Raw genomic sequence first — 25,861 nt, 5'->3', positions numbered from 1 at the left:
CGCCTATTGGCGGCTGATCACTTTCAACTCCACCTGAGTATTTCTGGGAAACTCTACCGAATGTCCTTGAGAGAGGAACCGGAAGTAAATGGATTTCGCAAAGGCATACACTCCAAAACCGGTAGCGACGTTGCGGTCGTTAACGGTCAGCGCAACGACGCGGGCGACAACTCCGAAACCATTCGCGGCAACGGTCTGTCTTCCTAATCCATTTCCATCCCGATCGCGATCATGCCCTGCGACCGCCAGCACCCCCAGCAGCGCAGGAGCCAGAAAACGGTTCTTGTCGGCCGACGCCTTAACACCGCCCTCATTGTCGATGGAGAGATTGTCCGATTTAGAGCCGTCGACACTACTGATCACAGCGGAGACCGGCTTTGCTTCCCGGTTGTGCGGCTTCACTGTTTGAAAGACAAACCTCAACTGGCCATTTCTGCCGAAGCTTCGTGAGGGTTTTGCCTGTAATACCGTCCCATCCAGCGAGTCTCCCTCTGCCAGGATGAGATGCTTTGCATCATCGAAGACCGGCACAGTGACAATAGCGTGCACCACGTCACCCTTCCTTGCCGTCTCTGAGCTCAAGCGGTCCGCCAGCCTGGCTGTAACCGAAATCCCTTCCGGTCCAATCGCAGCCGAAGACAGCTCCGGCGATGCGGCGGCGGGCAAAGAAATCATCAAGGGCCGGCCAAGGTCCGCAACAAATCTCGTTCCCGACCAGATCCGTTGCGGATGGTACGGTAACTGACTGAATAAGAGCTGCAGAGCACGGTCGGAGCATCCCGGACCGAAGATTGCATCCTTCGTGTCGTTGATCTGCCCATGAACATAGCCAGTGGCCTGTTTCATCAACGACGGGCGTTTCTGCGCCGTGACAAACCGGATGGGCTGTGCGGTAGAAACAGTTGCCATCGCATCGATCGCGATCTCTTTGCCATCCAGCTCGAGCGACTGAAAATGCACGATTGGCTCATGCAGAGGAGTCAGGTCTCCATCGAGTCTGGCCTGCAGGCGAGTCTTGAAAGCAACAGGAGCGTAATCCTGAACGATACCGGTAACGCGGGTTCCCTCAGGTAAGACCAGTCTTTCCCGTACATAGACGGGCGCTACGAGAAAGCCCTCAACGGAGGCCCCGCGAGCGAGCGGTATGCTTTTCCGGATCTGGATACGAAGTGGCTCTCCAGCATCAATCGTCGTCCCCGTCTCATCAGAAGCCTGAGCCTTCGCGGCCACACACAAGAGAGACAACAGTACTGCAGGAAACAGCGAAAATACTCTCCGCATCATTTCGTCGTGGTATCCATTCCGGCTTGGACAGACCTGGTGAAGTCGGAAATCAGACTAGCTGTATTTCAGTTGTCCTCAACCAGAATAACGATTGCGGCTTAAGTCTCCATGAAGGTACGTCGCCAGCATTACGGACGCGTAAACAAAGGTCACCACTTTCGGAAAGTGAGGCGCCCTTTGTTCTATTTATTGCCGGCCTGCAAGGAGCTCCACTTCACGCCATTCCGTATCGCTCAGTTGCACATCTGCTGCTTTCAGATTCTCTTCCAGATGCTGGATAGAGCTCGTTCCTGGAATCGGCAGGATGACCGGCGAGCGATGCAGAAGCCAGGCAATCGAAAGCTGCGAGAGCGTGATGCCATGGCGCTGCGCGAAGATGTCGAGCTTGCCGCCTGGCTGCGTCAACTTACCCGCAGCCACCGGAAACCATGGGATAAAAGCCAGGCCCTCCTGATGGCAGTAGTCCAGCACCGCTTCGCTCTTACGATCGGCGATGTTGTAGAGGTTCTGCACGCTGACGATCTCAATGACCTTGCGCGCCTGCTTGATCTCCTCCACCGAAACCTCGCTCAATCCAACATGGCGGATCTTTCCCTGCTCCTGCAGCTTCTTGATCGCGCCCAGCGACTCCTCTAGCGGCACCTTTGGATCGATGCGATGGAGCTGCCATAGATCGATCTGCTGCAGCTTGAGACGCCGCAGGCTTAGCTCGGCCTGCTGTACCAGGTACTCCGGCCGCCCAAGCGGTATCCATATATCGGGGCCTGTGCGGGCAAGTCCAGCTTTGGTTGCGATCACAACACCCGGTTTGTAGGGAGCCAAGGCCTGGCCGATGAGTTCTTCGCTGATGGTGGGTCCATAGCTGTCAGCCGTATCGATAAAGTTCACGCCCAGCTCTACTGCCCGGCGCAATACGGCCTTCATTGCCTCACGGTCTGCAGGCTCACCCCACACTCCCTTACCTACAATGCGCATTGCGCCATAACCCAAACGATTAATTTCCAGATCTCCGCCCAGGCGGAAGGTCTTCGCCATCGATGCCATCTCGTCTCCCTCGTTCCGCTTAGATGTCATGCAATCTCAATAGGATTCGAGGCGATATAGAGCATTTTCCCTGTGGCTGGGTATCCCGGAAGAGGAGTGCAGCGGCGTTTTCATTGCGGAAAACGCCCACAGATGCGGAAGCCCTACTGTATACCTACAGGGAAATGCTCTAATCGCATTTTCCCTGTTGCTGGGTATCCCGGAAGAGGAGTGCGGCGGCGTTTTCATTGCGGAAAACGCCCACAGATGCGGAAGCCCTACTGTATACCTACAGGGAAATGCTCTAATCGCATTTTCCCTGTTGCTGGGTATCCCGGAAGAGGAGTGCAGCGGCGTTTTCATTGCGGAAAACGCCCATAGATGCGGATGCCCTACTGTATACCTACAGGGAAATGCTCTAAACGCTTTACTGCGCCCAATGCGCAGAAAAAATGAGCGAATAAGCCTTCCGCAATCGATTGACTTCTCTATCGACACCTTGAGCAATTATCATTTGGGGCAATCTCACTAGCGCAGGAGTACCGTCAGCGAAATGACCCCGAAGTTTGCAGGCTTGTCTTTCCTTACCCGCCTTGTTCCTACCCGTCGTCTCTTCTTCCTCGCCGGCGCTGCCTGTACTGCTGCGGTGACGCTGCTGACCGTCACCCACATGGGCCGCGTGGATGCCCAACAGGCCAAGCCCAAAACCCCTGGTAATGACTGGATTCAGCTCTTCAATGGAAAAGACCTCACCGGCTGGGTTCCCGTTGGAGCAGAAAGCTGGACCGTGGAAGACGATGGTGTGCTGCACGGCAAGGGTTTGACCAAAGCCTACGGTTATCTGGAGACCGATAAGGACTACAAAGACTTCCAGCTTTCGCTGCGTTTCAAGTGCGTCGGCGATGGCAACAGCGGTGTCTTCTTCCATACCGGCTTCAAACCGAACTCCGTCGATACCATACAGGGCATGCAGTTTGAGATCGACTGCACCATGATGCGCCACACCGCCGGCGTCTATGCTGAAGATGGACGCGGATGGGTCGTCTGGCCTGCACCTGAGAATGAAGGCGTCGTCCGCAGGGGCGAGTGGAACGATTATCTGGTGGAAGTGGTTGGCAACCGCTACCGGTCGCGACTGAACGGTGTACCGATGGTGGACTTCACCGATCCCAAGCCCGGCGCTCCCGATGGCCGAATCGCGCTGCAGCTGCATGCCGGCGGCGAAGGCAACATGCAGTTCAAAGACATCTGGATTCGCGATCTCTCGAAACGCTGATCCCAAACGTATCTAGCTCAGCTTGTCTGAAGCCGCTCGCTTCAACCTGCATCGCTTCAACCTTACACCGTTTAACTTTGCACTTAGGATCTCTTCATGCCTGAAAGCAACAGGAGCCGTAGTTCCTCCCGCCGCATCGCAGCGGCGGTCTTGCTGCTCATCCCTGCGGTGATCACGCTGTACAGCGTGGCGCAGCATATTGAGACGTCGAAATTCAACGAGGCGCCTATGCGTCCGGTCGATCCGCCTCAGGTGGTCGCTGCCGGCAAGGCTCTGTACGAAAAGAACTGTCAGAGCTGCCATAGCGCAGATCTACGCGGTAAGGAGAACATCGGCCCCAACATCCTTCGTTCTCAGGACGCGCTTGTCGATATGCACGGTGAATCGCTCGAACCGATCATCCGGGGCGAGAAGGCAGGACTCACAAATCACCGCATTCTGACAGAGAAGGACGATGTCGCGGCCGTCGCAGCCTATGTCCGCAGTATCCTGACCGAGATCGGCAGCCAGGGACGGCCGCCGGGGGATTCCCTGCGGTCACCCAATATCCTTGTGGGTGATGCGGCCAGCGGCAAACAGTACTTCGAAGCAAAATGCACTCGTTGCCACTCCGCCGAGGGTGACATGAAGGGCATCGGTAAGAAGATCTCCAGCCCGAAGACATTGCAATCGGCGTGGATCCGTGGCAACCACTTCGGTGTGCCTGTTCCGGTAATCACCGCAACAGTACAGGAGCCCGGCAAACCAGCCGTTGAAGGTACAGCGATTCACGTCGATGACTTCCTGGTGACGGTGAAGTTGCAGGACGGCACGATGCAAACTATCCGCCGGACACCGCAGACCAAAGTTGAGGTGCATGATCCCCTGGAGGCTCATCGCAACCTGCTTCCGACGTACACCGACAAAGATATTCACGACGTAACCGCATACCTGGTGACACTCAAGTGATGAAGCTTCGGATCTTCTCGTTTACTGCGGCGCTCCTGCTTGGCCCTCTGTCTCATGCTCAGTCCGTCACGCATGAGGACCTGATGCGCCCGCTCAAAGACTCATGGCTGACCTACAACGGTGACTACACCTCGAAACGCTATAGCTCCCTGACCGCGGTGAACCGCAAGACGGTGAAAAACCTCGGTCTCACCTGGATCGCCAAGATGGTGCCCGGGAATGAGCCGGCGCCGTTGACCGGCTATAGCCGCGTCAATGCACCGGTCATCGTGGGAGGAGAAGGTACAGAGCAGCGCAGTACTCGCGGCGGCTCGATTAAGGGCACGTTTCTGGAAAACAACGGAGTGCTCTATGTCACCATGCCCGACAATGTATGGGCTGTAGATGCCCGCAGCGGTGAAGTGCTTTGGCACTACTTCTGGAAGACGCGCGGCGGCACGCACATCGGCAACCGCGGCGTTGCCCTGTGGCATGACTATGTATTCTTCGAGACCCCGGACAATTATCTCGTCTCTCTCGAAGCCAAGACTGGCAAAGAGCGCTGGCATCGCAAGATCGCAAACGTTGAAGGCGGCTACTTCTCTACTGCCGCGCCTACCATCATCAAAAACCATGTACTCGCAGGTGTGGGCAATGACATTGATGCCCCCATGTTTCTGAAGTCGTACGATCCTGAGACCGGCGATCTGCAATGGACCTGGTACGTCACACCGCAGAACCCCGGCGATCCTGGACTCGATACATGGAAGAACCTCGATGCTGCGCGTCATGGCGGTGGCGGAACATGGGTCGCCGGAGCCTACGATCCGGAGACCAACCTTTATATCCTCGGAACGGGAAATCCCACCCCCTCATGGCAGACCGGTCTTCGTGGGGATGGGGATAACCTTTACACCTGCTCGCTGGTCGGTCTGGATGTGGATACGGGCAAGATGAAGTGGTACTACTCCACCTCGCCACATGACACGCACGATTATGACTCCGCCCAGGTTCCGGTACTGGTGGATGGTACGTTCAAGGGGCACCAGCGCAAACTGGTAATGACTGCTTCCCGTAACGGCTACTTCTTTGTGCTTGACCGGGTGACCGGAGAGCATCTGCTGACCAGCAAGTTGAGCGACGCAACCAACTGGGCAGAAGGCTATACCGAGAAGGGCGCCCCGAAGACCAATCCTGCTAAAGACGCTTCCATTGGCGGAACGCTGATCTCACCTGCCTCGGGAGGCACGGTCAATTGGCAGCCGCCGGCCTTCTCGCCGCAAACAGGTCTTTTGTACCAGTACCACGTCGATAGCTACTCCCTGGCCTATCTCACTGATCCCGATCCCCGTGGCGCTATGGGTCTGGGCGGTAAGGAAGAGGTCGGCATGGGAACTACCGGCAGCTACGTACTGGGTATCGACTATAAGACCGGCAAGCCACGCTGGCGTCGCAAGCTCTATGGGACCGGCTTTGGCGGCGGCGGTCTATTGGCTACGGCTGGAGGCCTGGTCTTCACCGGTGACGGCTCAGGCAGCCTGGTTGCTTATGATGCCGGCAATGGCAATCCGCTGTGGAGTACGCGCATCGGCTCTGTATCCAATGCTCCACAGACCTTCGAGCTCGATGGACATCAATACGTCATCTCCGCTGCAGGAGATACGGTGTATGCATTCGAGCTCAAGTAGCTGAGCTGTCATAGAAAATAAGAAGGCGCGCCCAGATCGGGCGCGCCTTCTTATTTGTAGAGCGTTTACTATAGCGCAGCCATGACCTCACGATAGAGATACTTTGCGCCTTCGATGCCGTCCCATGGACCATCTTCGTACTCCAGGGCGAAAACACCGATGTAGTTGTTATTCAGCATAATGCGCACGTTCCGCTGCACATCGGGTTGTCCCCAGCGATCCCAGAACTTCGCATGACATGTCGTGTGCGCGTAGGGCGCCAAGTCTTCCAGTGCGTGGTAGAGCAGATATTTGTGTTCCCAGTTGCAGAAGTCGGGCGAGGCCTCGCAGTAGGGGTTGTTGACCTCTTCGATGATGGTGCGGATGTTGATGGGATTCGCGGTAAGTCCCCAGTGGTTCTCCAGGGTTACTTTCACGCCGACCTGTGCGCCATACTCAGCCATCTCCTTGAATGACTCGATGCACTTGTCCATGTACTTTTCGAGGTCAGGATTCTTGGGATAGCTGGTCTCGTTCGGCTGTGGTGACGGAGCGATACGAGGACCTCCGCTGTTGACGCGCATGCTCTTCGCGCCGAGAATCGCGGCACCGTCCAGCCACTTCTTCGCTACATCGATTCCTGCCCGGCGCTTCGCTTCATCCAGATCACAGATATCGCGCGGAGCGTTGTTGGAGATGTGATGACATGCAACGCCTTCGGCATGCTGCTTCGCGGCCATCTTTTCGAGCCACTTTTTCCCATTGTCACTTGCGGGATTGAACTCGGTAATCTGGCGAGGCTTCCCGTCGTAACTGGTGATGGTCATCGGCTCATACTGGCTTTGATCGTCCACATCGCCGAAGAGGCTGGACCAGATGTCCATCTTCGTTACGCCGGGAAAGGTGGCTTTGGTGAATGCCGGAAAGTCCAACATGGTGATCTCGCCATACTTCTTCTTCATATCAGCGACCACTTTCTTGTCGCCGACATTGCCGCGGTTCTTGAAGATCCAGCGGATGGGATAGCTGTTTGAAGCGATGCGGGCGACTTTCTCTTTATCGGTAAGATCGCGCTTCACGCCGGCATGCGTAATGGGCTCTGGTGCCGTAGCCTGTTGCGCCTCAAGTGCTGATGGAGCAAGCAAACCGGCGGCCAGCCCTGTGCCTGCACCGCGAAGAAAACCGCGGCGGTTGTACTGCTTCGTGAAGCCGGATGCCATGTTGCTCATCGTTCGATCTCCTTCAAGGATTTCTGTGATGCTCGCGTAATCAGAGGGCCTGTTTCCAATCATTGAGCCGCTGCACGGCAAGCTTGATATCCGCAGTCCGTTGCGCTGTATCGGGCTCTTCGCGCTCAATCGTCAGCAAGCCGGTGTAATTGATCCGCTTCAGAAGTTTCAGAAACCCAGGAAAGTCGACTTCACCTTCCCCCAGCGCTACTTCGTTTCCGAGTTGGCCAGGGCCTGCTGGAGAGCGGCCATCCTTGCAGTGCACCGAGAGAACATGCTCCTGCAGCAACGCAAGCGCTTCCAGCGGATCGCCGGAACCGTAGAGCACCATATTGGCCGGGTCGAAGTTCACCCTGATGTTCGGCCGCTGCACATCGCCCAGGAAGCGGAGCAGCGTCTCGGCGCTCTCCTGGCCGGTCTCAAGCACGAAGTTCTGGCCGTTGACACCGCAGATATCGCATAGCTCTTGAGCAATACCGATCAGCTTTTGGTACAAGGGGTCTGAGGCATCCTCAGGGATAAAGCCAATATGACAGGAGAGAGCCTTCAGACCGAGCTGTGCGGCAAAGTCGGAGACCTGCCGCGTTCGCTCGATGCGCTCGGCGGCATAGCCGGGAGCCGTAAATCCGACAGTCTGGTGCACACGCTCCAGATCGGCATAGTCCTCTCCAGCGTATGCAGCCACGGCGCTGGAGAAGTAGACATCTCCGCTTGCCAGGGCGTCTTTCCAGCCGGCAAGCGCTGCTGTTGTATCCAGACTGGGCGGCACACCAAGCTGTCCGGCGCTCAGACCAAACGCTTTCAGCTCCTCAAGGTGAACTGCCGGTTCCTTTTCTGCCCAGAAAACAAGCCCCAGTTGCATCGGTGTTACTTCCATTGCATCTCTCTTCCCTGCTCCTCGCGGGAGCGTTTTACAAGTTCAGCCAGACGCACCACGCGAGCGGAGTCCGCCGGAGGACAGCGGAGGGGAGCCAGACCGCGCGTTGCGCAATCAACAAAATAAGCGATCTCATCAGCATAGGCGTCGTGCTCGGGGATAGAAATCTCTTCCGCGACATCGCCCTGCTGCTGCTTAAGTACGCTGCCATCGTAGTGCAATCCGCTCTCCGCTGCACTTACCTGAAGGCTGGCCGAAAACGGCGTCTCCGGCGCCAACCAGCCTCCGGTGACCTGGACCTTGAGATTGTTCGGGTAGGTCAGCGTGATCTCCGCGGTATCGACGTCGCCAATGCTTACCGCGGAGACGGATGCAGGAGCTCCAAACCAGAGCAGCACCTGATCAAGATCGTGGCTTAACAAATCGAGAATCGCTCCACCGCTGCGAGCTTCGTCCGAAAGCCATGTGCTCCACTGCGGATATCCGGTGCTGCGCTGCAACTGGCAGGAACGAATACTGTCCGCACCTGATCTCCATACATACTCCATGGCATAGACGTAGGGCTGCATGAAGCGAAGCACCTGGGCAACCATGAAGACTTTGCCTGCCTTGTCGGCAGCAGCCATCAGTTCCTCGCACTCGGTCGCGTGCAGAGACATCGGCTTCTCGCAGAGCACGTGCTTCCCTGCCTGCAACGCCGCCGTGATGACCTCCTGGTGAAGGTGAGTCGGCAAGCAGATATCGACCGCATCGATAGCCGGATCATTGATCACGTCACGCCAGTTCGGAGTCCATTTCACAGACTCGTCAATCGTGGCTGTCTTCAGCGCCAGGTTACCGCGCGTAGGGCTATCGGCCGAGGGGCGTGTGTTGGATGCAAGGGCATACAAGGTCATGCCCGGGAGACGCTGAATAGCGCCCGCATGGGCACCGCCCATGAAACCGTATCCGATAAGACCGATCTTCATTTACAACTCCGCATTCATTATCCCAGTCAGGGATGTATCAGGCACGGCTTCGAGCCGAAGTGTAAACAGTGGGTGTGAACGTCAGGTCATCCACAAACGGGAAGGTGGGTTTGCGGTACTTATTGGTTGGCAGATGAACGATGTCCTGATTGATGGAACCATCCGTCAGCGCCATCAGGTTAGGATTGGCGATGGCTTTGATCTGCGGTTCGAGATAACCGGACTTCACAACGACGATCTTTGCCGTCTTCGGGTCGATGCCCATCTTCGTAAAGTCGACGATCTCGTGATACGGACGGCGGTAAGCACTCAAAATCAGCGTAATGCCCTGGATCTGAACCGCCGCTTCGCGCTTCGCCGGATCAGCAATATCGAGCAGCGACTTTACCGTAGCCTGCACCTTTACCGGTTTACTGGCGTACGGATCGAGCGTAGCTCCGATCGACAGCGGGATGGTCTTTCCGACACCCGCCTGATAGCAGGCCTCGACTGCGGGCCGGTCGGCAATACCGCCGAAGACGACATCCTTGGCGCCAGCCTTCAGCAGGGCTTCCAATACGGTGGCCTGGTCGCCATTACCTCCGCCGGTAGGGTTATCGCCAGAGTCGGCAAGCACGACGGGAGAGGTCTTGGACGCCATGGCTTTCTGAATGCAGGCATCGAGCGAACAGACCTCGGTGCCGAAGTCGAACTCGCGACGAGCATCCCAATACTGTTGTGCGAGGTTCTTCGCGATCTTCTCTTCCGCAGCGGGGTTGGTTCCAGTCACGACCACGGATGCGGCGCCGCGCGGCTCGTCTGCCCACACATATCCAACCAGCATCGATACATCGAGCACGCCGGGGGTCTTATTCAACTCCGGCAACTGGGACCATAAACGCTTGCCGGGATTCCATTCCGTCGAGCTCCGCTCACCGGGCATCAGCACCGGGATGCTGGCCCACATCAGCGTTGTGCGGATATTTCCCTGGATGCACTTCACCAGCATGTCGCAGGCGCGGCTCATGGTCTCTTCGCGATCAATATGCGGCGCAGTCCGGAAGGCAGACATCATGTCCAGCGTGTCGATAATGCGCTTGCTGATATTGCCGTGTAGATCATAGCTCGCAGACATCAGGCACTTCTGTCCGACGACCTTGCGTGCCGACTCATACCAGTCGGCCTCGGCATCCTGCATTCCCTCCACGAACATGCCTCCGTGCATGGGAAGGTAGAGCCCGTCGAGCGGCAGCAGAGCCTGCAGACGCTTCAGAAACTCTGCTTTGATCTTGTCGTAGGTATCTCGCGCGATCGGACCTCCAGGAACGGCGGTCGCGACGAGTGTCGGCATAAATGGAACGGTAGGATAACGCTTCTTCAGAAAGGCAAAGCGGGCGTTCTCATCCGCTTCTTTTCCACGCAGGATGGTGAAGTCCTCCATGCGTGCGCGGATGTGGCCGTAGGTGCTGCTCTCAATTCCAATACCGCCGTATGCGATACGCGGCGTCGTTCCTGCCGACCATCCGCGGTTTGAGGCTGCAAGGGCAAAGGCAGACGCCGAAGCGGTCTTCAAAAACTCTCTACGCTGCATGGGTGCAGATGCTCCTGGAAAGTTGAAACGATTCAGGAAATTGGGGCGGCCTTTATGGCCGCCCCGTGGGTTGTTGGTTAGAACTTCACGCGCGCCGCGAACTGAATGAGACGCGGGTTATAGGCATTCGCCGTTGAACCGATGGTTCCGAAGGTCGATACAGGCGCAAAGCCCGCAGTCGGATAGCCATTGCAAGTAGTCGTACATGGACTGATCTGCAGCGAAGCAGACGGATTCACAAACTGTGCGGTGTTCAACACGTTGAAGGCCTCGGTGCGGAACTCCAACTTCACCGCTTCAGTGATATCGAAGTTCTTGAACAACGAGAGATCGACGCGCTGGAGTCCGGGGCCATAAAGCTGATTCCTGCGTTGATTGCTCACTGTTCCGGTCGGCTGGAAGGTGAAATCATTTATGTCAAACCATTTGAAGATGGTGGAATGGCTAAGCTTGCCGTTGCCTACCATATTCGATCGGTCACCATTGGCAACAGTCGGACGTGTACCACTGCGGTTCGTGCTATTCGTAACGGAGAACGGCATGCCTGTATTCCACACCACGACACCATTTGCCTGCCATCCCCTTGCCAGCACTCCTCTGAAGCCATGCAGGTTTTGACCAAAAGGCAACGTATAGTTGAAGGTTCCTGTCACACGATGACGAACATCAAGGTTGCCGTTACCGTATTCGAGGGTTGGAATCAGATCCGCTGAGGAGCCAAAGCCGTTTCCTCCGTTATTACTGATCGACTCCGAGTTATCCAATAGACGAGCCCATGTATAGCCGACCTGCAGATCCAGTCCTTTGCTGAAGCGGCGCTTCAGGACCGCCTGCATTGCATGGTAGCTGCTTGAACCGGCACTCTGGTACAGCGGGATCGACGTAACTTTTTTCAACGTGAGGGCGTAACGACGATTGGCGTTGAAAGTAGTTGTAGTCAGAGGCGTAGTCGTCGTGGTATCACCCGGATTGACGAACGACGCGCCTCCCTGCGAAATCGGAATAGTGTTGTAGTCCGAGAGGTAATAGGCGTTGTGGCGACCTAACTCCCCCACATAGGACAGTGTCCCCACAAAACCGGAGAATTCACGCTCCAGCGTCAGGTTGAACTGTTCGATATAGGTAGAGCGGAATTTTGGATCCACTGCAGCAGTGATGCTACCGCTAGGATCGGTATAGCTATTGGGCCCAGGTGTAGGCAAGCCACCCGCAAACTTCAGGTATTGCGACGATCCCGCCGCAGAGGCTGCTTGTTGGGGAGTATAAGGCCCCCAGGTCGCTATAAAGGGCTGGTTGACCAATGCTGAACCCGAGGTAGTGTTCTCCGGAGCAAAGGTCAAGCCAAAGCCACCACGAATTACCGTGCGAGGCATAGGTGTGTAAGCAAAGCCGAAGCGCGGAGCGAAGTTGCTGTAGTCCGTTTGAATACCGCCATGCGAGTCTGCATTTTGACCTGCCACCACGATTCGACCTTGATAAATATCGAAGTTGGACAGGATGTTGTTGATTTCCGTATACGGTGTGAATAGATCGTAGCGGACGCCGACGTTCAGGGTCAGATTCGGAAGCACGTGAATGTCGTCCTGCACGAACACATGCGGCTCCCAAGTCCGGTTGTGTGGCACATACAGTATCCAGTTGCGACCGCCACTGGTGTAGTCACCACTCAATAATGTGGAGAAGTCCGGGAATGTCCAATTGCCGTTCGCGGTGTCCGTTTGCGTCGTCGAATCCTGACGGCGAATGACACCACCGCCGATCTTGATGGTCTGCTTGTGACGGATGTAGTTAACAACACCTTCATACTGCCAGGTGTTCTCGTGATAAATAATCGGCGGACGGTTACCTAGCGTCGGAGCGGTTCCCTGGCTGACAGTCACTGCAGAGAGCTCTGCCGTTCGGCCATCAACATTGATGTTGGGTTGCCCCATCGCCTGATTGATTGCCTTTCCAAAGTTCAGCGGATACTGGGCATTGTCAAGAAGCGTGTAGCCAGCCTTCAGCTCAAGCAGAACATTGGGAGTAAAGGTATGGATGTAATTGAGATGAGCCTGATGCGCACGAGTTAGCGCGGGACCAGGGTAACTGCTTAGGTTGCCGCCTGGCTCAATGACGCCCGCCGCGGTGTTTACGGCTGGGAATAGCGTCCCAATTTTGGTGTCGACTCGATTGTAGGTGTATCGGACATAGGTTAAGTCGCCATTACTGAAACGGTGATCTACACGCGCATCGCCCGTCTTGGCGAACTGGCTGTCTGCGCGAGCTCCTACGTAATTGCTGGCCACAAGGCTATTGTTCGTCGGCAGCGGGAACAAGTTGAAGTATTGCTGACCGATTTTGTCGAAGGAGGCTGCTGGAACGACTTTATTAATCGCCGGATTGTCGGTAAAGTTCCCAGGATTCTGGCGTTCAAACAGCGTAGGCACCGTCGTGGTCGTCGGATTCTGATTCCTGACAATGTTCAGGCCTTCGTAATCCACGAAGAAGAAGGTTCGGTCCTTGATGATGCGGCCCCCCAGGCTGCCACCGAACTGGTTCTGACGAAACTTAGGCTTAGGGATATTGGCGCCGAACTTGAACGGGTTCGCATTCAGCACATCGTTACGGAGGAACTCGTACACAGAACCATGGAAGGTGTTGCCACCGGACTTGGTGATGACGTTCACAATCGCGCCCGCTGCACGACCTACTTCCGCCGTAAAGACGTTTGCCTGAACACTGACTTCCTGGATCGCATCGACCGAAGGACGAACGCCAATCGAGCCGATCACGCGCTCGTTGTTATCGATGCCGTCGATGGTCTGGTTGTTCATCATGTCGGCCTGACCGTTCATCGAGATAGATGACGTCTGACGACGATCGTCCGGCCGGTTGCCGCTGGCAAGACCATTATTCAGACCTTCCGTCGCTCCCGGGGTTACCTGGACCAGGTTGATGAAGTTACGGCCATTCAGCGGCAGTTCCTGGGTCGCCTTTTCCGTAACGGTTGTAATCAGCGCTGATGAGTCCGTATGCAGCGCTGGAGGAGTGGCCTCGACATTTACGATCTCGCCCTGGGAACCCACGATCATGTGTGAGTCTTCACGAGCGCGGTCACCGGCTGCGATGCTGAACGAGTCGATCCGGAAGACCTTGAATCCGGCAGCGGTTACGACCAACGAGTAACGGCTTGGCTTCAGCAGGGTGAAGACGTATTCACCACCGTCACCCGAGGTGAGGGTGCGCGTCTCGTGCGTTTCGATGTTTGTCAGCTCAACCTTTGCATTCGGGATAACGGCGCCGCTTTCGTCTGTAACCGTACCGACGACATCAGCAGTCGTGTTCTGCGCCAGAAGCGGCGCCCCGGTAAACAACAAAGCAGAGCCGGCAAGCAGGGCTCCGCCAAGGACGAAACGCGTGAAACAAAGGGAACTCGCCGGGAACCATCTGCCCGGCCTACGTTGACTCAAACTCCTAAAACCAAACTTCATTTGCGGCCTCCCACAATCTCGATTGGTTGTGTGTGATGCGGGGCTGCCCACCATAACGCCAGGAAAAGACCCGCGGAGTAGGAATGCGCTGCGATTCTATGTTTGTCTTCGGATTCTTTCAGTCACCGAAATTATTCGGCGCCAGGATCAGCGTCATTCGTTGTACGATCTACAGGAAAGCAGGAATGCAATGTTTCGGTGACTGGATGATATCCATGCGCCGTCAGGCGGTCAAGGCGATTTGTAACCCTGGTTTGGTCGTCCTGTAACCGCATGATGGAGTACGGCGTCCCGTGCCGTTTTGTTCCGCCTTGCTGACCGGAGAAGCTGTCGTTGAAGGTGCCGTTTCAATCCGCGAAGACCTCGATCATCGCAGCCTTGCTGCAGTACGACCGCCTCTCAAGGCTTGAACTTAGTGAGCTCACCGGGGTCAGTCCAGCGGGCATCACCGAGGTGACCCAGAAGCTTCTGCAGCAGGAGCTCCTGGCAGAGACTCCCTCTATCGACCCTCCCGGCCGTGGCAAACGTCGCGGGCGGCCGCCGGTACAGCTCTCTCTTCAGCCAGGGCACTCCTGCTTTGCCGGTATCAATATCGGCGAAGGCGAGATGGTACTCGCGATTACAGATCTGAAGGGAGAAGTTCTGGAACAGCGTCATGTTCCGGCGGTTGATTCCCTTGCAGAGATTCCCGACGCGGTACGCGCAGCGTTCCTCGCTGCGCTACATCATGCCTCAATTCCGCGCACCCGTGTACGAGGCGCAGGCATCGCGGTATCTGGAATCGTCGACGCTGAACAGGGCATCTGCCGCTACTCGGCCGCGCTGGACTGGCGTGACGTTCCCATCGCTCGCATGATTGGAGAGGCTCTGGAACTGCAAGCGTGGGCTGACAACGATGCCAATGCAATTGCCATTGGAGAACATATCTTCGGCAATGCGCGGGAGTACGACCACTTCTCTTCCATCGTGCTCGGACGCACGATTGGCTCTGCCCACTATATGCATGGAATCCTGTATCGCGGACACGACGGCAGCGCCGGTGAGATTGGGCATATTTCTGTCGATCCCCATGGAATACTCTGCCGCTGCGGACGCAATGGATGTCTCGATACAATTGCCGGCGGCTCTGCACTGCGGCAGGCAGCTCACGAGAAAGGCCTGGGGATTGAGACGATGCGTGACCTCGAAGATCTGGCTATGCATGGTGACCGGGACGCTGTGCAACTACTACGCTGCGCAGGCAAGGCTCTTGGATCTGCCATTGCTTCGCTGGTCCACATCAACAATCCGCAGGCGGTTCTCTTTACCGACCTCGAAGGCTTTGAAAATGGTGTCTTCCGTACAGCCATTCGCCAGGGAATCGAAAACAGTATCCTTCCCCGCTATCTCGGTTCTACCGAGATTCTTTTCACCACCGCCGATCCAGTGTCGTTGCCGCGAAGTGCGGCTTCCATCGCAGCTTTCAACTACCTGATGTCCTTATAGAACTTCGTACACGGAGGTCCTGAGATGTTTGCAACACAGCAGAAACAGGAAGAGATGCCGACCGAACGCCGTACCTTTCTCAAGCAGGCCGCTGCTGCTGCCATCGGTGTAGCCGCGGGTGGAATGGCTCCAGCAGCTGTCTTCGCGCAGGGCGTGCGAAAACAACCCGCGTACGCACCGATGGAGCTTGGCCTGCTGATCAAACCCTCTCCGGATCCCGAAGCGAAGATTCGCCTGGTCCACGATCTCGGCTTCAAAACCTGCTTCCTCTCGCTCGACGGCTACCTGAACAACTTCACACCCGCACTAACGAAGCAGATGGCCGACCTCCTGGACAAGTATCAGGTGATTGCAACCACCGCTGAGGTTGTGAATCCCCAACCGCTCAAATGGAACTTCACGGAAGGCCCTGCCACCATCGGCCTGGTGCCACGCGCCTACCGTCAGGCCAGGCTCGATGCACTGAAGCAGTGTTCTGACTTCGCCAAAACGCTTGGCATCGACAAGGTCCAGACACACTGCGGATTTATTCCTGAAGATCCTAAGGACCCTCTCTATCCGGAGACAGTGGCTGCCATCCGTGAAATCACCGAGCACTGCGCTGCTAATGGCCAAAGCTTCCTGATGGAGACCGGGCAGGAGACGCCCACTACCATGCTTCGCATGCTGAAGGACGTGAACAATCCTGCGCTCGGTGTTGGTCTCGATACCGCCAATCTGATTCTTTACGGCAAGGCCAACCCGGTGGACGCGTTGAAGGTCCTCGGGCCCCACGTTCGCGCCATGCACGCCAAGGACGGCAAATGGCCGACTGATCCAGATCAGCTTGGCAAGGAAGTGCTTATTGGTAAAGGTGAAGTGGACTTCCCGAAGGTCTTGTCCATGCTGCATGACCTTGGCTATAAAGGCGCAGTCAGCATCGAACGTGAGACCTCCGGACCGCAGCAGGTCGAGGATGTAAAAGCTGAAAAGCTGTATCTCGAAAGCATTCTCAACAAGATCAAGAAGGCATAACCAGACGGAGACAGATGATGAATCGCAGAAAGTTTTTGCAGGGTGCAGGCGCGCTGGGTGGCCTGATGATCGTGAAGCCCAGTGTCGCTTTCAGTTACGCAGCAAACTCAACCGTGCAGTATGCCCTGCTGGGCTGCGGCAAACGCGGCACCTCGGTCGCAACCTCGTTTGCAAAGAATACTCAGGCCCGCATCGTGGCTTTGGGAGACATCTTTCCCGACCAGCTTGCGAAGGGTAAGCAGCACTTCGACCAGGTCAATGCATCGCTTGGCTTGCCTGCAATCGACGACAAGATGACGTTCCACGGGTGGGAGGCCTACAAAGCCCTGGCAGCTAACCCGAACGTCGATGCGGTACAGATCTCCACACCTCCTTTCTTCCATGTCGAACACATGGATGCCCTCACCGCGGGCGGCAAACATGTCTACTGCGAAAAACCCGTCGGTGTCGATATTCCCCAGACGCGGCGGGCGCTTGAGATCGCAAAGCGTGTCGGCGGCAAAGTGAGTGTCTCTGTCGGTTTCCAGATTCGCTCTGCTCCTCCCTTTGTCGAGGTCGTTAAGCGCATCCACGACGGACAGATCGGCAAGATTGCTTCCCTTAGCGGCCACTACAACGCTCCGACTGCCACCTATCCTGATCGTGGCGCCATGCCACAGGATGAACAGCGGCTGCGGAACTGGCTGTGGGACAAGACACTCTCCGGCGACATTCTGCTCGAGCAGAACATTCACGTCATCGACGTCTGCAACTGGGTAATGCAGGCTCATCCTGTAAAGGCCACCGCCCGAGCCAGCCGCAAGGTTCTGCAGAACTTTGGCAACATCAACGACAACTATGAGGTGATCTTCACCTATCCCAACGGAGCCGAATTTGTGTTCAGTTCCACGCAGTTCAACTCTGCCGGATATTTTGATGTGAAGGAGACCATCTTCGGCTCTGAAGGGCTTGCCGAGATGCCGTATAAGGGCGCACTTGGAATTCAAGGATTGAAGCCGTGGACCTGGGCCGGAAGCGACCAGACAACGAATACCAAATTCGCGGCCGATGGCGCCTTCAGCGACAACCTCGCAGAAGCCGACAAGAAGAAGGACCAGAGCTTCATTGAGAGCATTACTGAAAACAAATTCCAGAACCAGATCGCTGCCGGCGTCGATAGTGCCCGCACTTGCATGATGGCCCGCAAGGCCGCGGAGACAGGGCGCACTGTGACCTGGGAAGAGATCGAAGCTGACAAAGAAGAGTACAAGCTCGGCCTTGATCTTCGAAAGTACGTCTAAATACTGATTCACCCACGAATGCCCGGCAATGTGCCGGGCATTCGTGCCTCCGCCTCTCAAAAATGCCATGACAACGGCCTGCTGATCCACGACATCTAATTCCGGCGAGGAGACGTTCCCGATGCCGAAAATTGCCACCGAAGGTGCTGCTCCGTTTGTTCCAGAAGGTCGCAGCTTGCCTGTGCTTCGTGAGGCGGTACAGCATTGCCAGGGATGCGACCTTTACCGGCATGCGACCCAGGCCGTATTCGGCGAGTTGGAAACTCATCAGAATGCCACGCGACCAAAGGTCGCGATGATGATGATTGGCGAACAGCCGGGCGATCAGGAGGATAGGCAGGGCCGCCCGTTCGTTGGCCCGGCCGGAAAACTACTCGATCAGTGTCTCGATGAAGCACAGATCGATCGTCATGCCGTATACGTCACCAATACCGTCAAGCATTTCAAGTGGGAACCTCGCGGGAAACTTCGCATTCACAAGAAACCTGGTATGCAGGAGATCCGTGCGTGCAGACCATGGCTTCGGGCCGAACTTGAGACGGTACATCCGCAACTGATTGTCTGCCTGGGCGCCGTTGCCGCACAGTCGTTACTCGGCTCAAAGTTCAAGCTTACACAAGCACACGGAGAGATTGAACGGGCCGAGGGCCTTCCCCCGATTATCGCGACATTACATCCCTCGGCGGTCCTTCGAGCGCAAACGGATGAAGACCGGCATCGCAACCGAGAGATTCTCGTTGAAGACCTGAAACAGGCAGCGGCTTATTTGCATCACGCTCGTTCATAGCACCTTCGCCGCGTTGGCGATGATCATGCGGAAACCACGCCCACTCCTTGGGGATGAGGGGCATGATCCTGCAATGCTGGCAGCACGTTAAACAGCATAGCCCGGGAATATCCCGGGCTATGCTCGTAAAAGAGGTCCTGTTAGAAAATCTGGAAGTTCACCGCGACCGCCAGTTCTACCGCTACTGGTACGCCGTTCTCAGTAGCAGGCTTGAAGCGGTATTGCCGTACGGCTTCGATTGCCTTGTCGTCCAGCCCCATGCCAACCGGGCGTGGGACGCGGACGCGTTGCGGGCGACCCTGTGTATCAACGATCAGGCTGACAATGACTTCGCCCTGGAACTTGGCTTTACGGGCTTCCTCGCTGAACTCAGGCTCCGGACCGTAGATCAACTGGGGCGCAAGAACACCGTTGCCGATCTTTTTAACGCCGCCACCGTAGTTTCCACCCGATCCCGGTCCGAGACCTGATCCGTTGCCGGAGCCAATGCCTGTTCCAGAGCCGTTGCCAAGAGAGGATACCCCGACCGCCGGCGCATTCGGCATACCGAAGTTCGGCATGGTCACGTTCGACATCTTCAGGTCCTTCTGGACCTCGATCGTGGGCTGAACATGAATCTTCGGCTCTTCAATAGGAGGCTTGTTCGGAGGAACAATCTGCTTATCAGCGAACTTCGGAAGTTCACCTTTAGTGACCGGCGTCGGACCACGCTGACCGCCGCCGCCGCCCATGCGTTGCGCGGCCTTAAGCGAAACAGGAGGAGGCACCTTCGACATGTCCAGGTTGCTGACGACGGGCTTTGCCATGATCTGGACGACCTTGTTCTTCACTATCCAGAAGATGGCAAGGATCACCACCACATGTACAACCACCGCTATGGCCGTAGACTTGGGGTCGCGCTTAACCTTCATGCGGTCGACGACCGCAATCGGCTTTGATTGCAATTGGAGAGGGGGCAGTTTCTCCGGGAAAAAAACGTCCTTCACGCTCGCCCACAGCGAAACGAACACGTTTTCTTCTGTCTTCTGGAGTTCTGTCCCGAAAAGAGGCTCGGCGCTTTTGAGGGCGTCGAACTGACCGTCGTTCTTAGGATCGAGTCCTGGTGGCGTCAAAACGGTATTCGCCATAAGCTGCTTCGCAAACCTGGCCTGCGGGCCGTATTGCACCCACACCCTTCTTCCAAATTCTCGCGCCGTTGGTGGACTACGTCTCCCGGTCTTCGCCGGCTCCTGCCACGGATCGCGCTCAGCGTCTGGCTCCGCTCCTAGTTTACAGAGGTTTTACCAGCCGCGCAGTCACTTTCTTTGACGCATGGAACCACATCCGGGTATACGGCTGCAATGCCCCGACAAAGTAAAATGATCTTTTGGTGACCTCGCGTACCAACTCAGGAAAAAGCATGTCAGATTCGCCCGCGCAGAAGCCGTTGAAGTCTACCCTGAACCTGCCGCAGACCGCCTTCCCCATGAAGGCCGGCCTTCCGCAGAACGAACCAGCACGCCTCCAGAAGTGGATCGAAAACGACCTCTACGGACAAATTCGTGCCGCCCGCGCCGGCGCGCCGAAGTACATTCTGCATGACGGCCCGCCATACGCGAACGGCGCTATCCACCTGGGCCATGCGCTGAATAAGTGCATCAAGGACTTCGTCGTTAAATCCAAGACGATGGCCGGTTTTGATTCCCCCTATGTGCCCGGGTGGGACTGTCATGGCCTGCCCATCGAAATCAAAGTCGATGAGCAGCTTGGCCGCAAGAAGCTGGAAATGGACGCCGTTACCGTCCGTCAGCAGTGCCGTGACTACGCGCAGAAGTACGTGGACCTGCAGCGCTCGCAGTTCCGCCGCATGGGAGTCCTGGGCCGCTGGGACGATCCTTATCTGACAATGAGCTTCCCCTACGAAGCCCGTATCGTCGAGACCTTCTACGAGTTCTTCGAGCATGGCTACGTCTACAAGGGTCTGAAGCCGGTCTACTGGTGCTGGCACGACAAAACGGCTCTGGCGGAAGCCGAGGTGGAGTACGAGATGCACACCTCGCCCTCCATCTACGTTCGCTATCGGCTCCTCAGCGATCCTGCCGACCTGTCGCCGGAGCTTGCCGGCCGCGAGGTTTACACCATCATCTACACCACCACGCCGTGGACGCTTCCCTCTTCGCTGGCGGTTGCCTTCAATCCGGAGTTCGACTACGTCGCCCTCGAAAACAGCGACGGCGCCGTCTACCTGGTTGCTGAAGCGCTTGCCGCCGCTGTCCGTGAGTCCTGCAACATGCCGGAGGCAAAGGTGCTCACCCATGTAAAAGGCACGGCGCTGGAGAACACCACCTTCGCGCATCCTTTCCTGCATGGACGAACGATCCTCGGAGTGCTGGGCGATCACGTGACCGCCGAACAGGGTACAGGCGCCGTCCACACCGCTCCGGCACACGGTCCCGATGACTTCTACACCGGCGCAAAGTACGGCCTGCCGCAGACCACGAATGTCGACGATGCGGGACGAATCCGCAACGGCCTGCCGGAGTACGACGGCCTGCACATCTATAAGGCCAACCCGATCATTCTGGACATCATCCGCAAGAACGGGGCTTTGCTCTCCGAAACCGAGGTCAAGCACAGCTACCCGCACTGCTGGCGCTGCCACAGGCCGGTGATCTACCGCGCCACAGAACAGTGGTTTATCGGTATGGAGACGCCGGTCAAAGACCAACAGGGTAACGAGACCACCTTCCGCCAGCGCGCGCTGGATGAGATCAAGAAGGTGACCTGGGATCCCTCCTGGGGCGAAGAGCGCATCTCGAACATGATCGCCACACGCCCCGACTGGTGCATCTCGCGCCAGCGTATCTGGGGTGTGCCCATCGCCGTCTTCCTGTGCCAGAGCTGTGACCACCCCATCAGCGATAAGGCCCTCAATCAGAGCATCGTGAAGCTCTTCGAGAAGGAAGGCGCCGACGCCTGGTACAAGTACCCGGCCGAGCAACTGCTGCCTGCCGGAACCACCTGCACGAAGTGTGGGCACTCAGCCTTCCGCAAGGAGATGGACATCCTCGACGTCTGGTTCGAGTCCGGCTCATCGTGGCATGCCGTACTGGAGGTTGAGCCTGAACTCCGCTTCCCCGCCGATATGTACACCGAGGGCGGCGACCAGCATCGCGGCTGGTTCCATTCGTCGCTGCTGGCCTCTGTCGGCATCCGCAATGCCGCGCCTTACAAGTACGTTGCCACCAGCGGTTGGACGCTTGACGAGCAGCGCCGCGCCTTCTCCAAGTCGCTCGGCAACGGCGTGGATCCCGTCCTGGTCATGGACCAGCTCGGCGGCGACATCGTCCGTCTTTGGGTGGCCTCGGTCGACTTCCGCGAAGACGTCATCGCCTCCGTCCCACTGATGAAGCGCCTCGCAGAGGAGATCTACCGCAAGCTACGCAATACCTTCCGCATCCTGCTGGCGAATCTGTATGACTTCAATCCGGCGGAAGATGCGGTAAAGGAGTTCAGCGCTCTCGAACCACTCGACCAGTACATGCTGGCCAAGGGGGCCGAGATTGTCGCTAAGGTGCGTAAGGCCTACGATGAGTTCGAGTTCCATCGGGCGTATCACGCCATCAACGAGTTCTGTAACTCTGACCTGAGCGCGTTTTATATCGACGTTCTGAAGGACCGCCTCTACACCTTCGCGCCCAACGCTCCGGGACGCCGGAGCGCCCAGACCGCGATCTGGAAGATTACGGAGGCACTGGTTCGCCTGGTCGCTCCGGTGCTCTCGTTCACGGCAGATGAGGTGTGGGAGTATCTGCCGAAGGTCGACGGCCGTGAAGCAAGCGTCCACATCGCGCATTTCCCTGCGCCTGAAGACCTGGCTCCGGCTAGCACCGAGACCCTGGTTGCGAATTGGGAGAAGTTGCTTGCTGTTCGTGATACGGTTCTTCTGTCGCTCGAAGAAGCCAGAAAGAATAAGCAGATCGGTAAAGCGCTCGATGCCAGCGTTGCCGTAACTATTCCGATGGTGTTGAAAGAAAGCTTCGATAGCTTCGGCTCGCATTTCGCAGAGCTGTGCAATGTATCTGCATTCCGGTTCTCGGTGGATGGCGATCAGGCGTCTTCGGTGGAAGTAACGCCCTGCGAGACGCTCTCCGAGATCACAAAGTGCGAACGTTGCTGGCGCTATACCAACGATGTTGCCTCCAATAGCCATTACCCAACCGTCTGCGCCCGCTGTGCAACAGCACTCGACGAGATCGGCTACGAGCCCTACACGGCGTCCTAGGAGTAGTCCACCAAATGCCTGAAGTGGTTGTTCATCCAATCGTCCCGTCCAGCCGTACACGCGACCTTCGGCTGTGGCTGCTTGTCATTACCGCACTGGTAGTGACTGCAGACCGCCTGTCGAAGCTATGGATTGAAGCGCATATTGACCTGGGTTCGGCCATCACCATCATCCCGCGGGTCTTCCGGTTGACCCATGTCCTGAACACAGGAGCGGCGTTCTCCATGTTCGCCGACTCCACTTCGCCGGAACGTGTGCGCATTGCGTTGGTTGTTTTTTCAATCTGTGTCACGGTGGTGATTGCCGCCATGATCTACAGAATGGGCCGCACACTATCACTCACCAGCTTCGGACTGGCTCTGATTCTCGGTGGAGCGCTCGGCAATCTGTACGACCGCATCCGCTTTAATCATGTAGTCGACTTCCTGGAAGTCCACATCGGCACCTACCACTGGCCCGACTTCAATCTGGCCGACTCTGCCATCTGTGTTGGCGCTTGCCTGCTGCTGCTTGAGATATTCCGGCCGCAGCCGAAGGAATCAGCAAGCGTCCAGGAATGAGAAGAGAAACATCGGGGAATGAGAAAAGGGCTGCCAGACCGGGCAGCCCTTTCCACGTATCAGTGGCTCCGGCCCCGACGGCGGCACAGAGTCTACGTTGACGAAAACCTTACTCCTGTTCGTCCCCTGCTGTCACCTTCACCGCTTCTTCGCGGGGGCCTTTTTCGCAGGAGCCTTCTTGGCAGGCTTCGGCGCAGGCTTGGTCGCCTTATGAGCAACGGGCTTCTTTGCCGGAACGGCTTTCTTCGCTGGAGGGGCCGGCTTTTTGGCAGCAGCATGCTTGACCGGAGCCGCCTTCTTTGCCGGAACCGCAGCTTTCTTTGCGGGCGCCGGTACCGGCTTCTTGGCCTCCGGTTTCGCAGGAGCTTTCTTCGCAGGAGCAGGAGCCGGCTTCTTAGCAGCAGCCTTTGCCGGCGGAGCCGGAGCCGCCTTCTTCGCAGGAGTTGCAGGAAGTGCCGGCTTTTTCGATGGCGCAGGCGTGGTCGCAGCCTTCTTCGCAGGAGCATGCTCTGCAGCCTTCGCTTCTGCTGGTGTGGCCTTCTTCGCAGAAGCTGCCTTCACTGGCTCAGGAGCAGCCTCATTGATCTCGGTGGCCAGATTCTCATCTGCAATCTCGATGCCGACGTCACCAGAGGCGATCAGCTCATCTGCGGCCTCCTCGACGACAGGAGCGGCCTTCTTCGCCCGCTTTGATTCTTTCTTGGCCGCACGCGGACGGCGCAGGTTAACAGGCGGAGGCGGAGCAGGCGGCGAGTAGGGCTCGAGGTACGCCTTCATCTCCTCCACAGTCGACAACTTGCCATCCATCAACTCAAAGAAAAGCTTCTCGACCAACTCGTCATAGCCAGGGAGATCCGGCGTGATACGCATCTCCAGCATCAACGCATAAGGGATCTTCAAGCGGGCCTGCGGCCACTCCGCGGTAAAAGCCTTGAACTTGTTCTGCACGGAAGAACCGGACTTTGCCGCAAAGACCATCTGCAGTACGGCTTCAGGCTTGGCAGCGTGCAACAACTTCCACGCAGCGGATGGAGCCGCTGCCGACTTGCCGGTAAATTCCGTGGCAAGCGTCTTGCCTTGAGCCTCCATGCCGTCAATCGCTTCCACAAAGGCCTGACGCGGAAAGCTATGCTTCAGCGTCGCGACATCCTTCGGCGGCAGTTTGGCCGTCAGCAGAGGGAAGGCAATCGCAGAGGCGTCCGGAAAGATTCCCTGTAATTGCAGTACACCTACTTTGTCGCGCAGATCGTCCAGACCGGTCGCATTCACGACCTTCGGTCCCCAGGCCGGCATGAGGGCCTTCATCCAGCCCTCGTTCTCCAGGTGGCGCAGAACACGCAGGCCGTCTTCCTCATATGCGATCTCTTCCAACTCGTAACCGCGGTACCAGGCCGGAAGATTGGCGATATAGTCTTCTTCCTTTGCCGTCTCGTAACGGGCGCGGGTACGCTCTTCCAGTTGCCAGCCAAGACGCGCGGATAATCGGGCGGCACGAATCAGACGGGACGGATCCTCAATGAATCCATAATTCGAGACTAGCCGGAGTTCCCGGTTCTCAATATCGGCAACGCCGTTCAACGGATCCATCAGGAGACCCCAGGATCCCTCATTGAGCGACAGCGCCATGGCATTGGCCGTGAAGTCACGGCGGCGCAGGTCTTCCAGAATGTTCGCCGGCTTGTAGACCGGCTTGGCCGGTTTGGGATAGGTGACACCCAGCGTACTGCTGATCTCCACCCGTACAGAGCCTGGAAAGTCGAAGAAAAGTGACTGTGTCGGCTCATACTCCCCAGAGAAAGTCCCACCGACTTTCTGTATATCTTTCTTTAACTTGAGAGCATTTCCCTGAACTGCTACATCAAGATCGCGCACGGAGGTGCCTGCCGTAAGGTCGCGCACGGCTCCTCCAACAAGGAACAACGTCATTCCGCGCTCCCGGACGACGGCCCTGATCTTCTCCAGCGCATCCTTCTGGTTAGCGGATAGTCGATTTTCGAGCAGGTAGATGTAGTCGGCCATAGATAGGCGGGCAGCGCTCCGGGCTTCGGATTCGTCGCTAACTCTCGCCGTATCAATCGCTTAGCATCGGCAAGCAAGACGACACAAAAGCCAAATGTAACATATAGGTACTGCTTTTGCTACATTCCTGCTGCTTTTTATGAACCCGATGAGACAATGCC

Annotated in this window: 18 protein-coding genes; 9 read left to right on the top strand and 9 right to left on the bottom strand. The window is 56.9% G+C overall.

Annotation, left to right across the window (positions count from 1 at the left end):
• Positions 1 to 3: 3 nt before the first annotated feature.
• Together OHL21_RS16235 and OHL21_RS16230 are read right to left on the bottom strand one after the other, a co-directional pair.
• On the bottom strand, positions 4 to 1,284 hold the full coding sequence (locus tag OHL21_RS16235; protein WP_263418325.1) for a hypothetical protein: 1,281 nt from the start codon (positions 1,282 to 1,284) through the stop codon (positions 4 to 6).
• A 186-nt stretch (positions 1,285 to 1,470) separates the two neighbouring features.
• Positions 1,471 to 2,358: an aldo/keto reductase gene (locus tag OHL21_RS16230; protein WP_399258729.1), complete on the bottom strand. Its 888-nt coding sequence runs from the start codon at positions 2,356 to 2,358 to the stop codon at positions 1,471 to 1,473.
• Between the two features lie 502 nt (positions 2,359 to 2,860).
• On the opposite strand from OHL21_RS16230, the gene OHL21_RS16225 reads away from it, so the two are divergent.
• The 3 genes from OHL21_RS16225 (at position 2,861) to OHL21_RS16215 (ending at position 6,198) form a co-directional block, all read left to right on the top strand.
• Positions 2,861 to 3,583, top strand: a complete 723-nt coding sequence (locus tag OHL21_RS16225; RefSeq protein WP_263418324.1) for a 3-keto-disaccharide hydrolase — start codon at positions 2,861 to 2,863, stop codon at positions 3,581 to 3,583.
• A 96-nt stretch (positions 3,584 to 3,679) separates the two neighbouring features.
• Complete coding sequence (locus OHL21_RS16220) at positions 3,680 to 4,531, top strand: c-type cytochrome (RefSeq protein ID WP_263418323.1); 852 nt, start codon at positions 3,680 to 3,682, stop codon at positions 4,529 to 4,531.
• On the top strand, positions 4,531 to 6,198 hold the full coding sequence (locus OHL21_RS16215) for an acido-empty-quinoprotein group A (RefSeq protein ID WP_263418355.1): 1,668 nt from the start codon (positions 4,531 to 4,533) through the stop codon (positions 6,196 to 6,198). The genes OHL21_RS16220 and OHL21_RS16215 overlap by 1 nt, the downstream gene beginning before the upstream one ends.
• A 68-nt stretch (positions 6,199 to 6,266) precedes the next feature.
• Here OHL21_RS16215 and OHL21_RS16210 read toward each other — a convergent pair whose 3' ends face one another.
• From OHL21_RS16210 to OHL21_RS16190, 5 genes are all read right to left on the bottom strand, one after another.
• Positions 6,267 to 7,406: a sugar phosphate isomerase/epimerase family protein gene (locus OHL21_RS16210; RefSeq protein ID WP_263418322.1), complete on the bottom strand. Its 1,140-nt coding sequence runs from the start codon at positions 7,404 to 7,406 to the stop codon at positions 6,267 to 6,269.
• A 40-nt stretch (positions 7,407 to 7,446) separates the two neighbouring features.
• Positions 7,447 to 8,283 carry a sugar phosphate isomerase/epimerase family protein gene (locus OHL21_RS16205; protein WP_263418321.1) on the bottom strand — a complete coding sequence of 279 codons (837 nt, stop codon included), beginning with the start codon at positions 8,281 to 8,283 and terminating at the stop codon, positions 7,447 to 7,449.
• Positions 8,274 to 9,251, bottom strand: a complete 978-nt coding sequence (locus tag OHL21_RS16200; protein WP_263418320.1) for a Gfo/Idh/MocA family protein — start codon at positions 9,249 to 9,251, stop codon at positions 8,274 to 8,276. Before OHL21_RS16200 ends, OHL21_RS16205 begins: the two co-directional genes overlap by 10 nt.
• 37 nt (positions 9,252 to 9,288) lie before the next feature.
• Complete coding sequence (locus tag OHL21_RS16195) at positions 9,289 to 10,821, bottom strand: M81 family metallopeptidase (protein ID WP_263418319.1); 1,533 nt, start codon at positions 10,819 to 10,821, stop codon at positions 9,289 to 9,291.
• Positions 10,822 to 10,898: 77 nt separating this feature from the next.
• On the bottom strand, positions 10,899 to 14,270 hold the full coding sequence (locus tag OHL21_RS16190; protein ID WP_263418318.1) for a TonB-dependent receptor: 3,372 nt from the start codon (positions 14,268 to 14,270) through the stop codon (positions 10,899 to 10,901).
• 360 nt (positions 14,271 to 14,630) lie between these two features.
• Between OHL21_RS16190 and OHL21_RS16185 the strand changes: the two genes are divergently transcribed.
• The 4 genes from OHL21_RS16185 to OHL21_RS16170 all read left to right on the top strand — a co-directional run bounded on the left by OHL21_RS16185 (position 14,631) and on the right by OHL21_RS16170 (position 18,857).
• Positions 14,631 to 15,776, top strand: a complete 1,146-nt coding sequence (locus OHL21_RS16185; protein WP_263418317.1) for an ROK family protein — start codon at positions 14,631 to 14,633, stop codon at positions 15,774 to 15,776.
• Positions 15,777 to 15,800: 24 nt separating this feature from the next.
• Positions 15,801 to 16,790, top strand: a complete 990-nt coding sequence (locus OHL21_RS16180; protein WP_263418316.1) for a sugar phosphate isomerase/epimerase family protein — start codon at positions 15,801 to 15,803, stop codon at positions 16,788 to 16,790.
• A gap of 14 nt (positions 16,791 to 16,804) precedes the next feature.
• On the top strand, positions 16,805 to 18,070 hold the full coding sequence (locus OHL21_RS16175) for a Gfo/Idh/MocA family protein (RefSeq protein WP_263418315.1): 1,266 nt from the start codon (positions 16,805 to 16,807) through the stop codon (positions 18,068 to 18,070).
• A 121-nt stretch (positions 18,071 to 18,191) separates the two neighbouring features.
• A complete protein-coding gene (locus OHL21_RS16170; RefSeq protein WP_263418314.1) occupies positions 18,192 to 18,857 on the top strand; it encodes a UdgX family uracil-DNA binding protein in 666 nt (221 codons plus the stop codon).
• 140 nt (positions 18,858 to 18,997) lie between these two features.
• On the opposite strand, the gene OHL21_RS16165 is transcribed toward OHL21_RS16170, so the two are convergent.
• Positions 18,998 to 19,984 (bottom strand): energy transducer TonB, encoded by a 987-nt coding sequence (locus OHL21_RS16165; protein ID WP_263418313.1) that lies wholly within the window; start codon positions 19,982 to 19,984, stop codon positions 18,998 to 19,000.
• Between the two features lie 272 nt (positions 19,985 to 20,256).
• On the opposite strand from OHL21_RS16165, the gene ileS reads away from it, so the two are divergent.
• Positions 20,257 to 23,121: an isoleucine--tRNA ligase gene (ileS, locus tag OHL21_RS16160; protein WP_263418312.1), complete on the top strand. Its 2,865-nt coding sequence runs from the start codon at positions 20,257 to 20,259 to the stop codon at positions 23,119 to 23,121.
• Positions 23,122 to 23,135: 14 nt separating this feature from the next.
• Positions 23,136 to 23,681, top strand: coding sequence for a signal peptidase II (gene lspA / locus OHL21_RS16155; protein WP_263418311.1), 546 nt, complete (start codon positions 23,136 to 23,138; stop codon positions 23,679 to 23,681).
• A 138-nt stretch (positions 23,682 to 23,819) separates the two neighbouring features.
• On the opposite strand, the gene OHL21_RS16150 is transcribed toward lspA, so the two are convergent.
• A complete protein-coding gene (locus OHL21_RS16150; RefSeq protein WP_263418310.1) occupies positions 23,820 to 25,700 on the bottom strand; it encodes a tRNA nucleotidyltransferase/poly(A) polymerase family protein in 1,881 nt (626 codons plus the stop codon).
• Between the last annotated feature and the right edge of the window lie 161 nt (positions 25,701 to 25,861).

It is taken from the genome of Terriglobus albidus, from assembly GCF_025685425.1.
GTDB lineage: Bacteria > Acidobacteriota > Terriglobia > Terriglobales > Acidobacteriaceae > Terriglobus > Terriglobus albidus.
The sequence above is the reverse complement of the archived record's forward strand: the minus strand, read 5'-3'. Positions and strand labels throughout refer to the sequence as shown.

Coding starts and splice junctions, on each gene's coding strand:
- OHL21_RS16235 (WP_263418325.1), bottom strand. CDS start 1,284: ATGATGCGGAGAGTATTTTCGCTGTTTCCTGCAGTACTGTTGTCTCTC.
- OHL21_RS16230 (WP_399258729.1), bottom strand. CDS start 2,358: ATGACATCTAAGCGGAACGAGGGAGACGAGATGGCATCGATGGCGAAG.
- OHL21_RS16225 (WP_263418324.1), top strand. CDS start 2,861: ATGACCCCGAAGTTTGCAGGCTTGTCTTTCCTTACCCGCCTTGTTCCT.
- OHL21_RS16220 (WP_263418323.1), top strand. CDS start 3,680: ATGCCTGAAAGCAACAGGAGCCGTAGTTCCTCCCGCCGCATCGCAGCG.
- OHL21_RS16215 (WP_263418355.1), top strand. CDS start 4,531: ATGAAGCTTCGGATCTTCTCGTTTACTGCGGCGCTCCTGCTTGGCCCT.
- OHL21_RS16210 (WP_263418322.1), bottom strand. CDS start 7,406: ATGAGCAACATGGCATCCGGCTTCACGAAGCAGTACAACCGCCGCGGT.
- OHL21_RS16205 (WP_263418321.1), bottom strand. CDS start 8,283: ATGGAAGTAACACCGATGCAACTGGGGCTTGTTTTCTGGGCAGAAAAG.
- OHL21_RS16200 (WP_263418320.1), bottom strand. CDS start 9,251: ATGAAGATCGGTCTTATCGGATACGGTTTCATGGGCGGTGCCCATGCG.
- OHL21_RS16195 (WP_263418319.1), bottom strand. CDS start 10,821: ATGCAGCGTAGAGAGTTTTTGAAGACCGCTTCGGCGTCTGCCTTTGCC.
- OHL21_RS16180 (WP_263418316.1), top strand. CDS start 15,801: ATGTTTGCAACACAGCAGAAACAGGAAGAGATGCCGACCGAACGCCGT.
- OHL21_RS16175 (WP_263418315.1), top strand. CDS start 16,805: ATGATGAATCGCAGAAAGTTTTTGCAGGGTGCAGGCGCGCTGGGTGGC.
- OHL21_RS16170 (WP_263418314.1), top strand. CDS start 18,192: ATGCCGAAAATTGCCACCGAAGGTGCTGCTCCGTTTGTTCCAGAAGGT.
- OHL21_RS16165 (WP_263418313.1), bottom strand. CDS start 19,984: ATGGCGAATACCGTTTTGACGCCACCAGGACTCGATCCTAAGAACGAC.
- ileS (WP_263418312.1), top strand. CDS start 20,257: ATGTCAGATTCGCCCGCGCAGAAGCCGTTGAAGTCTACCCTGAACCTG.
- lspA (WP_263418311.1), top strand. CDS start 23,136: ATGCCTGAAGTGGTTGTTCATCCAATCGTCCCGTCCAGCCGTACACGC.
- OHL21_RS16150 (WP_263418310.1), bottom strand. CDS start 25,700: ATGGCCGACTACATCTACCTGCTCGAAAATCGACTATCCGCTAACCAG.